General features: G+C 41.0%; 17 protein-coding genes. 7 read left to right on the forward strand and 10 right to left on the reverse strand.

Features of this window, described 5'->3' with window-relative positions; genetic code table 11:
* Positions 1-196 (forward strand): hypothetical protein (locus BLR76_RS11875; RefSeq protein WP_176759678.1); only part of this gene is annotated, 196 nt, incomplete at its 5' end.
* A gap of 208 nt (positions 197-404) precedes the next feature.
* Here the strand turns inward: BLR76_RS11875 and BLR76_RS12485 are convergent.
* The 6 genes from BLR76_RS12485 to BLR76_RS09340 form a co-directional block, all read right to left on the reverse strand.
* A complete protein-coding gene (locus BLR76_RS12485) occupies positions 405-578 on the reverse strand; it encodes a PspC domain-containing protein (protein ID WP_091268399.1) in 174 nt (57 codons plus the stop codon).
* A gap of 94 nt (positions 579-672) precedes the next feature.
* Positions 673-1,317, reverse strand: coding sequence for a carbonic anhydrase (locus BLR76_RS09320; protein ID WP_176759679.1), 645 nt, complete (start codon positions 1,315-1,317; stop codon positions 673-675).
* 171 nt (positions 1,318-1,488) lie between these two features.
* Positions 1,489-3,315, reverse strand: a complete 1,827-nt coding sequence (locus BLR76_RS09325) for an ABC transporter ATP-binding protein (protein ID WP_091268403.1) — start codon at positions 3,313-3,315, stop codon at positions 1,489-1,491.
* On the reverse strand, positions 3,315-5,138 hold the full coding sequence (locus BLR76_RS09330) for an ABC transporter ATP-binding protein (protein ID WP_091268405.1): 1,824 nt from the start codon (positions 5,136-5,138) through the stop codon (positions 3,315-3,317). Before BLR76_RS09330 ends, BLR76_RS09325 begins: the two co-directional genes overlap by 1 nt.
* Positions 5,139-5,213: 75 nt before the next feature.
* Positions 5,214-5,939, reverse strand: coding sequence for a sensor histidine kinase (locus BLR76_RS09335; protein WP_091268407.1), 726 nt, complete (start codon positions 5,937-5,939; stop codon positions 5,214-5,216).
* Positions 5,929-6,660, reverse strand: a complete 732-nt coding sequence (locus BLR76_RS09340; protein ID WP_091268409.1) for a LytR/AlgR family response regulator transcription factor — start codon at positions 6,658-6,660, stop codon at positions 5,929-5,931. The genes BLR76_RS09335 and BLR76_RS09340 overlap by 11 nt, the downstream gene beginning before the upstream one ends.
* 248 nt (positions 6,661-6,908) lie before the next feature.
* Between BLR76_RS09340 and BLR76_RS09345 the strand changes: the two genes are divergently transcribed.
* From BLR76_RS09345 to BLR76_RS09355, 4 genes are read left to right on the forward strand one after another with little or no spacing between them, the layout of a single operon-like run.
* Positions 6,909-7,163 carry an AbrB/MazE/SpoVT family DNA-binding domain-containing protein gene (locus tag BLR76_RS09345; protein WP_170230967.1) on the forward strand — a complete coding sequence of 85 codons (255 nt, stop codon included), beginning with the start codon at positions 6,909-6,911 and terminating at the stop codon, positions 7,161-7,163.
* Positions 7,163-7,570 (forward strand): type II toxin-antitoxin system death-on-curing family toxin, encoded by a 408-nt coding sequence (locus tag BLR76_RS09350; RefSeq protein WP_091268412.1) that lies wholly within the window; start codon positions 7,163-7,165, stop codon positions 7,568-7,570. The genes BLR76_RS09345 and BLR76_RS09350 overlap by 1 nt, the downstream gene beginning before the upstream one ends.
* On the forward strand, positions 7,542-7,772 hold the full coding sequence (locus BLR76_RS11670) for a hypothetical protein (RefSeq protein WP_143009229.1): 231 nt from the start codon (positions 7,542-7,544) through the stop codon (positions 7,770-7,772). Before BLR76_RS09350 ends, BLR76_RS11670 begins: the two co-directional genes overlap by 29 nt.
* 52 nt (positions 7,773-7,824) lie before the next feature.
* A complete protein-coding gene (locus BLR76_RS09355; RefSeq protein WP_091268413.1) occupies positions 7,825-8,667 on the forward strand; it encodes an SDR family NAD(P)-dependent oxidoreductase in 843 nt (280 codons plus the stop codon).
* Here the strand turns inward: BLR76_RS09355 and BLR76_RS09360 are convergent.
* The 4 genes from BLR76_RS09360 to BLR76_RS09375 all read right to left on the reverse strand — a co-directional run bounded on the left by BLR76_RS09360 (position 8,662) and on the right by BLR76_RS09375 (position 10,954).
* On the reverse strand, positions 8,662-9,240 hold the full coding sequence (locus BLR76_RS09360) for a uracil-DNA glycosylase family protein (protein ID WP_091268415.1): 579 nt from the start codon (positions 9,238-9,240) through the stop codon (positions 8,662-8,664). The genes BLR76_RS09355 and BLR76_RS09360 overlap by 6 nt on opposite strands.
* Before the next feature lie 108 nt (positions 9,241-9,348).
* Positions 9,349-9,624 (reverse strand): type II toxin-antitoxin system YafQ family toxin, encoded by a 276-nt coding sequence (locus BLR76_RS09365; RefSeq protein ID WP_091268417.1) that lies wholly within the window; start codon positions 9,622-9,624, stop codon positions 9,349-9,351.
* Entirely contained in the window at positions 9,614-9,871 is a 258-nt protein-coding gene (locus tag BLR76_RS09370; RefSeq protein WP_091268418.1) for a type II toxin-antitoxin system RelB/DinJ family antitoxin, read from the reverse strand. The genes BLR76_RS09365 and BLR76_RS09370 overlap by 11 nt, the downstream gene beginning before the upstream one ends.
* Before the next feature lie 246 nt (positions 9,872-10,117).
* Complete coding sequence (locus tag BLR76_RS09375) at positions 10,118-10,954, reverse strand: ZIP family metal transporter (RefSeq protein WP_091268420.1); 837 nt, start codon at positions 10,952-10,954, stop codon at positions 10,118-10,120.
* A gap of 237 nt (positions 10,955-11,191) precedes the next feature.
* Between BLR76_RS09375 and BLR76_RS09380 the strand changes: the two genes are divergently transcribed.
* Together BLR76_RS09380 and BLR76_RS09385 are read left to right on the forward strand one after the other, a co-directional pair.
* A complete protein-coding gene (locus BLR76_RS09380; protein ID WP_091268422.1) occupies positions 11,192-12,553 on the forward strand; it encodes an FAD-binding oxidoreductase in 1,362 nt (453 codons plus the stop codon).
* A 169-nt stretch (positions 12,554-12,722) separates the two neighbouring features.
* A partial coding sequence (locus BLR76_RS09385) for an HTH domain-containing protein (RefSeq protein WP_342706602.1) occupies positions 12,723-13,062 on the forward strand: 340 nt, incomplete at its 3' end.

A 13,062-nucleotide genomic window follows, 5' to 3' on the forward strand; every position in this document is an offset into this window, starting at 1 on the left:
ACAAACGTATTCTCCCACATTGAAACTTTATATCCAACAACTCGTTCAGGCGTATAAAATTTCCAGCGAGGAAGCGTATTTGTTTTCCTATTCACAGACCAAGCAATTAATTGAAACAGCCATACAGCAGGAAGAGAGAGTTCCGTCGTCTTTTGAATCCAATGGATTTATGGAAGATCAGGATGTCTCATTTTAATGGAAAACAGAAAGAAAGTCCGAAGAGAAAGGAGCATACGCGCCCAATGCTCTTCGGACTTTTTTTAGTAACTATTGTAGAAGACAATCCGCTGGTCTAAACTGACAAACGTGCTGGAATAAACAGATTCTGTCGCCTAAATGACCCATTTTCTTAAAAAAAACTGCCGGAATAAAGTGACATTTACTGGCTGGATTATTTTGCTTTTCTACATGTATACAACAAACAGTAGTGGCGCTGGAATCAATAAAAAGAGTAATCTCACTAATATAGGGGGTAAGTTATAGTGTTCAGCGATTCCTCCGCAGACTCCACCTATTAATCTATTATCAACTGATCGCTTAAGCCTTTTATTATTCACAATGCCTCTCCCTTCGTTCATCTTATCCTAACCGTGGCGTATTCCTGAATCCCGCAATGCTCATTATTCTGAAGCTTCTATCTTGCCGCCATAATTCAGAATTCTCGTTAACAATTTAATGCACATTCTGATACTCGTCAGACACACAGAATGAATCTGATGATTCATCATACACAGAAACACTCCCAGACTTGATGTCGTAGTACCAGCCTTCAATTTCAAGTTCGCCTCTTTTCAAGCGTTCTTGGATCTGAGGGTAACTTTTCAAATGCTCGACTTGTTCGATCACATTCATTTTTTCCATCAGTCTAGCTTTAGATCGTTCGTCCATGTCTGATTGAGCCTCTTCAATTTTCTCTTTTACACATTCAAGCGGTTTGAGGTAGTGTTGAGTATATGGCAGCTGGTCGAGTTTTTTAGGCCCTTGTAAAGCAGCGGCGCAGCCCCCACAGTTTGAATGCCCGCAGACGATGACCTCTTCGACACCGAGCACTTCAATCGCGTACTCTATAGAAGAAACGGTCGTAATGTCATTTTGGCTGACTTCATAAGCCGGAATAGTATTGGCTATATTTCTTATCGTAAACACTTCTCCAGGATAACTGTCCAAAAGCATGTCCGGACTGACACGGGAATCCGAGCAGGCGATAAATAAGGTATGCGGGTCCTGAGTCTGTTCCAGATCATGATACAGTCGCTCATATTTTTTATATGTTACTTCTTTAAAAGTTGTTAATCCAGTTTTCAATCGTTCAAGCATGTCTTTTCCTCCGAATAAAATCACTAGCATCTACTATACCATAATTTACAGGTTTCGGAAGAGTAAACGTATCATCATTTTCAATGTCTAGCAGATACGTTTAAATTACAATAGAATGTGTTACTGTTCTTTTCAGTGTTCCTTCTGCTAGGCTTACAAAAATAATAATTATCACTGATAGTACTGAGCCTGAGCATTCCAAAGCTCACGGTATTTGCCTTCTTGGTCAACCAGTTCTTTATGAGTTCCTCTTTGAACAATTTCACCTTTATCGAATACCAGGATTTCATCACAGAACTTGGAGCTTGAAAGTCTATGGGAAATATAGAAAGCTGTCTTATCCTTTACTAAGTTATCGAAATTTTGATAGATTTCGAACTCGGTCAGAGGATCTAGAGCAGCAGTCGGTTCATCCAGAATCATGACAGGCGAGTCTTTGTATAAAGAGCGGGCAATCGCCAGTTTCTGTTCCTGTCCTCCCGATACGTTCACCCCAGAATCGTCAAACTCCGTACCTAGGTGAGTGTCTAAATGATCAGGTAGTTTTCTGACAAAGTTCCCGAGACCGACTTTATCTAGATTATTCAAAACGATTTCTTTATCAAACATCGGTTGAACTGACACATTCTGGCCAAGGGAAAATCCGACTAAATGATAGTCCTGAAAGACGACACCGAACAAATTAAAATATTCCCGCAGATCGTACTTCCTTGCATCAATTTTGTTCATTTTTATTGATCCTTCGGTCGGGTCATAGAGTCGAGTAAGAACTTTTATAAAGGTGGTTTTTCCTGATCCGTTTTCACCCACGATGGCATATTTCTTGCCGACTTCGAAAGTCTCAGAAATATTCTTTAGCACCTGTTCATCAGAGCCCGGATAAGCAAAGCTCATGTTCTGAACATTAAATCTATACCGATTATCCAGTCGTTTTTCAACGGGTAGACTCCCTACAACTTCTTCATCCGGCAGATCCATAAATGCATAAAAATCTTTTAGTTCATTTGGTGACGACACCATCATCATTGCCTGTTGGATGATACTTGGAAGAGCTGTGATCATTTGACTTAGTGCGTTAGACAGAAGAATAATCATGGCAACAGGTAGGGCTCCCATAAGAACTAGTACACCAATATAACCATATATCAGGTAATTCATTATCTGAAATAATCCGGATGCTGGGAGAATCATTTTACGGAACCGTCTGTAATTATCTGACAGCAGTCCACGGATGTAGTTTTCTTCAGATTCAACATTTTTCACCATTTTAGTAGTCAAGTTATACAGACGTATTTCCTTACCTGACTGAACATCTTCAAGTAAGGCATGTTCATAAAGAAACATCGCATTGAACCGTTTCAGCTTGCTCATCATCTGTTGGAAAGATTCAGCTGATTTTTTAGATGTTTTCAGTTGGACTAAAACACTTAGTCCAATTAAAGCAATAAAAATAGTGAGAATGATTAATGGATGCATCCACCAAAATTGATCTGGTATAAGACTCATATCCACAGAAAAAAGTGGAAGCAATAAAACGGTTCCCCATATGATTGCAATCAAATCTGGGATTATCGCTGTCATCCTAACATCGATTAAGGGTAGTGACGACTGACTGTTCTGCATATAACGATTGATGATATCCAATTGCTCTCTAACTTCAGAACTTTCAGCTTGCTGATAGCGCATGGTAAGCATTTTTTTATTAGGTAAGGCAAACATTTTCCTCAGGAATAATGATTTTTCATCATTTACTAGAGGCTCCAGAAAACCCCCTATGATCTGAAGAATTAATAGAATGATCAGATACTGTGCAATCAGTTCTGGAAGCAGTGACATATTGTTAGTGTTTAAGGTAGCGATAATACGGGTTATGAAGATAAAGCCAATAAATGGTGCACTGGTGCTGGCTAAGGACTGTAGAATAAATAGGACATAGTATCTTTTCCCTAATTTAAACACATCTACTATTGCACGCTTAAAAATGCGATAAGTATCCACTAAATTACCCCTCCTGTAACAGGTTCTTGTTCCTTATATTCTTGTTCATCTTTTTCATTCCTATAATAGTAAGCCTGAGCTTCGTAAAGATTATAGTAGTCTTTTTGGTTAACAATCAACTCATCATGGGTACCCGATTCTGTAATTTTTCCATTCTTGATATAAATGATGCGGTCACAAAAGCGAGTAGATGACAGACGATGAGAAATGAATATCGATAATTTATTCTTGGAGAAATGAAAGTAATCTTTATACACTTGGTGTTCTGCAATAGGATCGAGCGCAGAAGTTGGTTCATCTAAAATCAATACCGGTGCATCTTTATATAGAGATTGGGCAAGCTTTAACTTTTGTAGCTGACCTCCTGAAAGATTCACACCATCAGGATCGACCGCACGGACAATTTTTGTCTCATCTTTTTTTTCAAACATCTGTATAATTTCTTTCATCCCACTCAATTCAAGAACACGAGCATACTTTTTCTCGTCAAAGGCCGAGCCTTGAATAATTGTTTCCCTAATAGAATAGGTTAACAAAAACTTTTCCTGAAATACCGGCGCAAACAATTCGTAGTATTCAGTGATATTGAACTTACTTTGTAAAATACCATTGATTAGTATTTCCCCAGAGTCAGGTTTGATCAGTCCAGTAATCAGGTTGATTAGAGTCGACTTTCCTGCCCCATTCTCACCGACTATAGCTAGTTTTTCAAAAGGCTGAATGACTAATGACACATGATCAATAGTAGGTTTAGCGTTATTGGGATAAGTATAAGACACGTCTTTCAATTCAATTTTCACACCATTCGAAGGCACATGACTTCCCTCGTTATGATTAAAAACAGCTGTTTGAAAAATAAAATCCTCATATCTTTTTGTTTCGTTCAAGCTGGAATTCATCTTACCTATACTGTTCACTAAAGTAATGAGTGTTTGTGCCAGTATCGTGACTGCTCCAGCAAAAACTACAAAACTCGAAACAGGAATAGCTCCAGCAGCAATCAACTGGACACTGCGAATATATGATAAAGCAGATAAAGCGATAATTCCTATATTCATAACAGCACTTTCTGCCCAACTCAATTTTACTTTTGGTCTGACAATATTGTAATAAGCTTTTATTGTCTCTTCTTCCAGGTCCTCGAACCATTGTTTCATTTTAAATAGTCTTACATCTTTTGTTAGTCGTGATTCCCCATAAACTTTTCTTAAGTATCTAAGCTTTTGGCTATTGGCTGCTTTTGCTTTAAATAATCTCCGGTCCATTCTGATCTGTAGCACATTAAAAACAATAATCACAAGTATAAATATCCCAACTAACAGAATAAACAGTGATTCGAGTTGTCTCAATATTCCGATGTAAAGAAGAGTCCCCAGTACTGCACTCCCTAAATCATTGATTTCATCGAGTAGTCTTCCAAATAATGTCGTATGGTTATCAGTCAGCTCATTCGCATTATTATAGCGTTCTCTCGCCTCTTTACCGACCAGAAGAGGATAGTCAAGCATTAAGTATTTTCTTTTTATTTTGTGCATCATGCCTATTCTAAAATGCTCGGTATTTTCCTCAAAATAAATACCTAAAAAGCGCTGAGCTATTTGAGCCACGCCGAGTACCAAAATGAAAAGCAACAATCGAGTCAAGTAATACTCAACACTCACTTCATTTAAAAGCCAGTCTATTACCTGAGCAGATAGTAGTAATTTTAAAAGTGGGAGAGCAGCTCTTACTAGCATATTTATTGTTATCATTAAGAATATAGTAGGCTTAAACTCATACAGCTCTTTAATTAAAAGTTTTGAATGTCTTATCTTTTCCTTCATCTCTATCACCTCACAGCTATCTTACCTAAAAAAATACACTTCTTTGCCAGAAGTGTATGAGTGGTTCTAATTGTGTTACGAATGGTTGTTTAAAGGCAAGGTGACTTCTGTTGCAAACACCCCTTCTTCCCACTTTCGGTTCACTATTCCTTGGTACTTATTAACAGCCTGGTCAATTCGCAATAGGCCATAGCCCCGTCTGTTTACACCTTTTAAGGAAAGGAAAGCAGGTTTAGGGTTTTCAGTCATGGTGTTCGTGACACTTATGTACAAGGTGTGTTTCATTGGGGCAATGTATAAACGGATAAACGTATCTTCGTTAGCTGGCCCTGATTTGGTTGTTGCTTCAATAGCGTTATTAAGTAGATTCCCTAAAATGACCGCTAAATCGACATGTTCGATAACTAGTTCTTTAGGCGCGATGGCTGTTGCATCCAGCTCCACTCCTTGATTCTTCGCAGCTGTCAGTTTTGTATTTACGATGGCATCGATCATCGTATTTCCTGTCTGAATAATCGTGTCCACCTGATTCAATTCATTGTTCAACTGCTTGATATAGGCATCCAAATCATCAAAGCGCCGGTCTCTCATCAATGTATTCATCACTTGAAGATGATTACGGTAATCATGACGGATTCCTCTCATCTGGTTGTAGATGGTCTCCACTTCCACGGCATACTGATCCAGTTCCTGTTCTTGAACACGGTAAAAATCAAGTGCTGTTTTCATTCTGTAAATCACTACGGCACAGATAATCAGTATACTCCCGACAATCATCAGCCATACCCCATTAGTCATCATAAAACACTGCCCCTTTGTTATGCGTGACAAACCGTTCTTGAACCTGTTTGACCAATCTTCTGGAAACTGGCACTACTACCCCATTCGACAGTTCAATATCTGTTTTTAGCAGACGGTTCATGTGGCTGACATTGACTAGGTAACTCCTGTGAGTCTGTATAAAGTCGTCGCTAAGTTCTTCTGACAATTCCTTTAATGTCCGACTGACTGTTACTGGTCCATTCAACGTATGTATCTCACATTCTCTCCGATTAACTTCCAAGTAGAGAATATCATCTAAGGCTAGTTTGATTACTTCTCCTTGAGACTCGAGGGTTACTTTTTCTATTATGGTCGGCTGTCTATCCAGATGCCTCTTAAGCACACGTTTGACCTTGTCTAACTCGATCGGCTTTAGTAGATAATCCAGCGCCTGCACATCATACCCTTGAACAGCATACTCAGCAAAAGCTGTAGCAAAGACTATAGTCAGGTCCTTATCCGTTTGCCTGATCGTTTTTGCTACTTCCAGTCCATCCGTCTCATTCATTTCAATATCGAGAAAAACCATATCCAGATCAGGGTGGTCTTCCAAAGCGAACAGAAAAGCTTCACCACTGGAAAAATCAATAAGACTGACAGATAAGCTCAATCCCGCTGCAGCTTCTTTAACGAGCGAGGTCATTGTATCAACTTGAATATCTTCGTCGTCAACTATAGCTATCTTTATATGATCTGCCATTGTTTCCCCTCCTGTCAACGGATGTTGTGTCCTGATATTATCTTATCATAATAAGTCCGTCTATAACTTTTCTAACCGTAAATCACCATATAATATAAGTCGAATTTTTGAACTAACTGTTCTTAATATATCATGTAATAATGTTTAAGGCACATTCGTATTAGTATATATATTCTTCAACAATATATATATTGACTTAATATATATATTTTAGTATGTTTAATAAATAAATGACTAGGAGGGATACGATGATTTATAATGATGGAGTGACCAATGCGGGAAGCTATAAACTGAGAAAATCCGGGAACAGCGACATTACTACAGTCCCAAAAGAAGTCAAAGATGCATTAGAACTGGAAACAGGCGATAAAATTGAATATATTGTAGACACTAAAGGTACCGTCACAATGAGAAAAAAAGTCGAAAAACATGATATCGATTCTCTGATAGAAGAAAGTGTGGCGCAATATCATGAATTACTTGAAGAACTGGTAGAGAAATGATGAACTACTTAACAGCTGAAGACATCATAAAAATCAATGTATACGTCATCAAGACTTTCTCTCCAAAAGAACCTATAGGAGTCAAAGATGCAAGTGCTCTTCAAATGTCTGTGACTCAACCTAAACAGGTAGTATTTGATAAAGAGCTCTATCCCGGCGTATTAGAAAAAGCCGCCATACTGGTCATCAATTTAACCAAACGACACCCATTCTATAATGGAAACAAGCGAACAGCATGGGTTGCAATGGACCTGTTTCTGAAAATAAATGGGTATCGGACAGCTTTTCCAACTAATGAGGGGGTCGACTTCATCCTGAAGATTACTACCTCTGATGATCCATTCGACGAACTGAAACAATTTACTGTAGACTATTTAAATGATAGTGGTTACGTCACTAAAGATTGAATACAACCTAAGGACTATCTTCTCGGATGGTCCTTTTTATCTATCATTTTCACCACATACGCCAATGATTGTAGATGGACAATTAACTTTTAATGTTATGATGCTTATGAGCGGAATCGTTTGGCTGGCTATTCCGATCACTTATTTTGTCAAATTAGTAGTTGAAAAGAGAAGAGATGCAAAGGAAGACGAAGAAGAGTAAGCTGAGGAAGCAAATGAAAAAAATTTAAACTGTACCTGGGGAGGACACTTTAATGACTGAAACAATTTTAGCAATCACTGGACCGACATCGGGGCTCGGCCTGGGAACTGTACTCGAGCTGGCAGACACGTTTGACCGGATACTACTCTTATGCCGGAATTTGGAAAAAGGCGCCCGTCTTAAAGACGACCTGCTGGAGCTGAACGCTAATCTGTCAGTGGATATTGTGTGGTGCGACTTAAGTGAGCTGTCCTCTGTCAATGATGCAGCTAAAACTATTAAAGACCGCTATGACCATATCGACTGCCTCATCAACAATGCAGGGATAGTCTCGGCTAGCAGGCAGGAAAGTGTTGATGGGTATGAACTGATGATGGCGACCAATTATTTAGGTCCGTTCCTTCTGACCCACCTCCTGCTTCCTCTGGTTATGAACAGCGAGCGGAAACAAGTCATTGTGGTATCATCTGGTGCCTACAAATTTGCGCCAATGAAACAGCCATTTTTCAAACCTAAACGATTCAGTCCCATTACCGGTTATGGACGTTCCAAACTCGGTAACTTGTACATGGCTCAGGAACTGCATGAAAAGTACTCACGTCAAGGTCTTAAGACAACGGCCGTTCATCCAGGTATGGTCTCAACCAATCTAGGAAAATCAAATGTCAGCAAAAAAGTCGCTGACGGCATCTTCAAGCTTCTCGATCCCTTCTTTGTGACCGTTGAAGAAGGTGCCCAGTCCGTCCTTGCAGCAGTTAAAAACCCGGACACCTATGCCGGTTTCTATTCGGAAGAAGGCAAGATTACTGTCGTTAAGAAACACGGGAACGATGTCGAGATACGCCGAGCTTTCATTGATGCAACACTTGAAGAACTGGGCATTCAGTCGTTATAAAATCGACTGGACCAGTTCTCTAAGCGTCGGGAGGACCTCCTGCTCAAACCACGGGTTGCGCTTCATCCAGCCGTAGTTCAGTGGACTGGGGTGAACCAGCGGGAGATACTCAGGCAGATACTGCTTATGATTTCGGACAGTTTCAGTCAGATTTTTCTCCCGTCGTGGCCCGAGGTAATGCTTCTGCGCATAGCCTCCTACTAAGATAATCGTTTCAATATTCGGCATCTCCTTAAGAATAAGGGAGTGCCATTTTTCTGCAAATCCTTTACGCGGCGGCATGTCTCCCGATTTAGCCTTGCCCGGATAATAAAAATCCATTGGAAGATGAGCAATTTTAGACGTCTCATAGAACACTTCACGCGAAATACCCATCCACTCACGCAGCCGGTCCCCGCTCAAATCGTTCCAGAACAGCTGCGACTCCTCTGCCTTCCTTCCAGGTGCCTGGCCGATGATAGCGATTCTCGCCTCTTCTGTAGCTTTAAAAAGCGGCTCGATATCACGACTTGTATACCCTTCATTCATCGGATCGGCTATAATCTGATGTCTGATCTGTTCGAATGCACTCATATGACTTAAAGGCTCCTTAATTGTTTTATTAATAAAAAAGGAAAGCTTCTCGCCCTCCTTTTAATCATTCCATATTTATTCTTTCAAGTTTATTAGCCTTGGAATACTCTAAAGCAGTTCATCGTGGCTACCTGTACGGACCAAGGTTAAAATAATAGCTTCATGATTTATCTTGTATATAAGCAGCCAATCTCCTTCAATGTGCAGCTCCCTGTACCCTTTCCACTGGCCCTTTAATGCATGATCTTTGTACTTTGTCATCAATCGCTGTGAATCTTGAACGACTAGAGTTTCCACCGCTTTCTTCAATTCATTCATATCATAATGCTTTTTCTTCAGTTTCTTAAAATCTCTTTTAAAACTAGGTGTCTGTTCAATCTTCATTCAAGTCCATCCACCAATCCTCGACATTATCGAACTGCTCAGTCTCCCCCGATTCAACTTCTTTTCTAGCCTGTATATTAGCTGCGTTATTCAAGTTGGGTTTGAAGGGCATGGATTGATCATTTACAGATTGTTTCAAAAAGACGGTAATGGCAGTAGATAGATTCATTCCCATTTCCTTATACACTTTATCTGCTTCTTCTTTTAATTCTTTATCAATACGCACATTTATTCTAGATTCACTCATAAGAATTCCCTCCTTTAACCATAAAGTACTCCTAAACAAATCTTTTGTCAACCCTTTGTACTCACTTTGGGTGCTTAAATGTTACTTTTCTTAAATTTACAATGTTTTAGCTGAATGCTTTTGTATAATGATCTCATTTGCTACAGTCATGATTATTTTAAGTTATTTAAGCAATCCATGTATTGCTTTAGAGCACTCCGATAGAAAAGATTTCACCAATAAAGAGTACCAAGAACCTTCAACTCACTACCCAAGCGCGACATCTAAAGCCATCATGACTGTAAAACCGATCATCAGCCAGATAGCAGCTAAGTCCTTGTTTCCATTTTCCTGAGAGCCCGGAATAACTTCCTCGGCTACAACAAAGACCATTGCGCCTGCCGCAAATGCCAGTGCATAGGGAAGCAGCGGCTGGATCAGTGATACGAGCCATAGCCCCAGCAAAGCAGAGACAGGTTCTACAAATCCTGAAAGCTGTCCATACCAAAAGGCGCGGCCGCGTGACATTCCTTCTCGTCTTAACGGCATCGATACAGATGTTCCTTCAGGAAAATTCTGCAGTCCCATACCTATGGCCAAAGTGACGGCTCCGATGAGCTGTGACATATCGCCATTCAGCGCCATCGTTCCGAAAGCGACACCAATCGCGAAGCCTTCCGGGATATTATGTAGGGTAATCGCCAGGACTAACAAGGTACTCCGTCTGTAACTGTCCGGATTTCTTCCTTCAGCTCCTCGCTTAACGGTATCTGAACCTGTCTGACTCAATGCCGGATGCAAGTGAGGCAATAGCTTGTCCACTCCCCATAAGAAAAATCCACCCGTCATGAATCCGACGGCTGCAGGGATCCAGGAAGGCAGCGGACCGCTCTCTGCCATTTCGATGGCGGGCTCCAGAAGTGACCAGAAACTCGCTGCGATCATCACCCCTCCGGCAAACGCCAGCATTGCGTCCATCACCCGCTGATTCACTCTTTTTGCTGTAAAGACCAGCGCTGCGCCTGCCGCAGTCATTCCCCATGTAAATAATGTCGCCAGCAGCGCCTGTATTGTTGGACTTAATTCCACAAACCAGTTCCACATCTTTATCTCTTCCTTTTCATCAGTTGTAATGGTCTTATTATACGCTTAATTTCTAAAAATTAGTATCCTTCTGCCTGTTTTAGGACTTCTCTGATTCTCAGATAAAAGGTGTCAAATAATGAATGTTTGTACCTGATCATCTTTTTCATCGGATTATGGTGGACACCTGACCGCTTAATTTGTTAAACTGGATACACAATGAATCGCTTACACCTTAAGCCAATCAGGAGGATTTAAATGACTACACTCGACTCAATTATTACGGACAGCACGCGCCTATATATCGGTAATGCCGTCCCGGAAACTTATTATAAAGATACCTATGTAAAAAATATCAAGCCCGTTCATGCAGTCGCTCTCCCAGTCACACATGAAGAAGTTCAGGCCCTGGTTCAGTTTGCCATCGACAAAGATCTGAAGATACTTGCTCGTGGTGCTGGGACAGGTGTTGCCGGTGCTCAAGTTCCCCTTGAAGGCAATGAACTCATCATCGACGTTCATCTGATGGATACTATTACCGAGCTGGATGAAGAAACGCTGACGCTGACCGTTGAACCGGGCGTGCTGGTTGGCGACATTCATACCTATGTAGAGAGTAAAGGCTACTTCTATCCACCAGATCCCGCTTCAAAACATTCGACGATTGGAGGAAATGTGGCGACGAATGCTGGTGGACTGCGTGCCGTCAAATACGGAACGACCCGCCAATATGTAAGAGAAATGACCGTCGTTCTGCCCAGCGGAGAATCCATGACACTTGGCAGCAAAAACATCAAGGACAGTTCCGGCTATGACTTGAAAGACCTCTTTATCGGATCGGAAGGTACACTCGGCATTACGACTCAGATCAAGCTGAAACTGATTCCTCTACCTAAAGCCAGTCTGTCCATCCTCCTGGCTTTCGATACGGTCCAGGAAGCAACAGACGCAACTTTAGCTATTCTGACCAGCGGAGCAGATCCTTCCGGGGTGGAACTGTTTGAACGGCAGGCTCTGAGATACGCTGAACAGAATCTCGGTTACCCATTAAAATCACAGGTGGGAGAAGCCTATCTCTTGATGACGCTTGACGGAAATGATGCAGCTGATCTGACGGTGCGGGCCGAACTGGTCGAGCAGATTGCTAAAGAGACCGCACTTGAGAGTCATGTCCTGACAGAGGAAGAAGCCGCTAAGAACTGGGCATTGAGAGACAACATTCTTCTGGGGCTTACCGTCTTTACTGAATTCGAACTGCTGGATGAGGTCGTTCCAATCAATAAATTTGCCGAACTGATCGAGTCCACAAAAGCGATGCAGGAAAAACATGGGCTGAATGTTTTGAACTTCGGACATGCTGGAGACGGAAATGTTCATACCCTGTTGATGAAAGACGACTTGAGTGAAGAGGAATGGACTAGAAGACGCGCTGCTCTTCTAAAAGATCTGTACCAGAAAGTTGCTGATCTAGGCGGTCTTCCTTCCGCCGAGCACGGCATCGGGATCGTCAAGAAAGAATACATGGAAAGTATGACGGATGACATCAACTTGAAGCATATGCGAGCCATCAAACAAGTCTTTGACCCGGATAATCGACTGAATCCTGGGAAAGTGTTCTGATTGGTTACTGAATGAAAATAGTAAATTAGATAAAGAAACACTCGTCCTTCGACTAAACTGGACCCTATAGAATAGACACGGATAAAAAAACCCTTATTCGTTCTCTATTTTATAGGGTTCTTTATTGTATAATGAACCCAACTATATGAGTTCAAAGGAGAGCGTTGACATGGGAAGAAATTATTTTACAGAAGAAGAGCGAAGAGAACTTGAAGAAAATCCTTTTGTAGAGAAAGCATCAACTAAAGCAGTAACTTACTCAGAGGCATTCAAAGACCATTTCGCTAAAGAAAAAGCTCTCGGAAAAGGACCTACACAAATTTTTAGAGACGCAGACTTTGATGTGATAGCGTTAGGGAAAGACCGTATAAAGACTTTTTCCAGACGAATTAAAAATATGAGCCATCGCCCAGAAGGATTTATGGATTTACGTAGTGAATCCAGTGGAAGACCCCGTACTAAAGAAAGAACTCAAGAAGAAGAAATCGCACACTTGAAACATAAAGTCG

Origin of the sequence: Alkalibacterium thalassium, assembly GCF_900101165.1 — a bacterium.
In the GTDB taxonomy this organism is placed as follows: domain Bacteria; phylum Bacillota; class Bacilli; order Lactobacillales; family Carnobacteriaceae_A; genus Alkalibacterium; species Alkalibacterium indicireducens.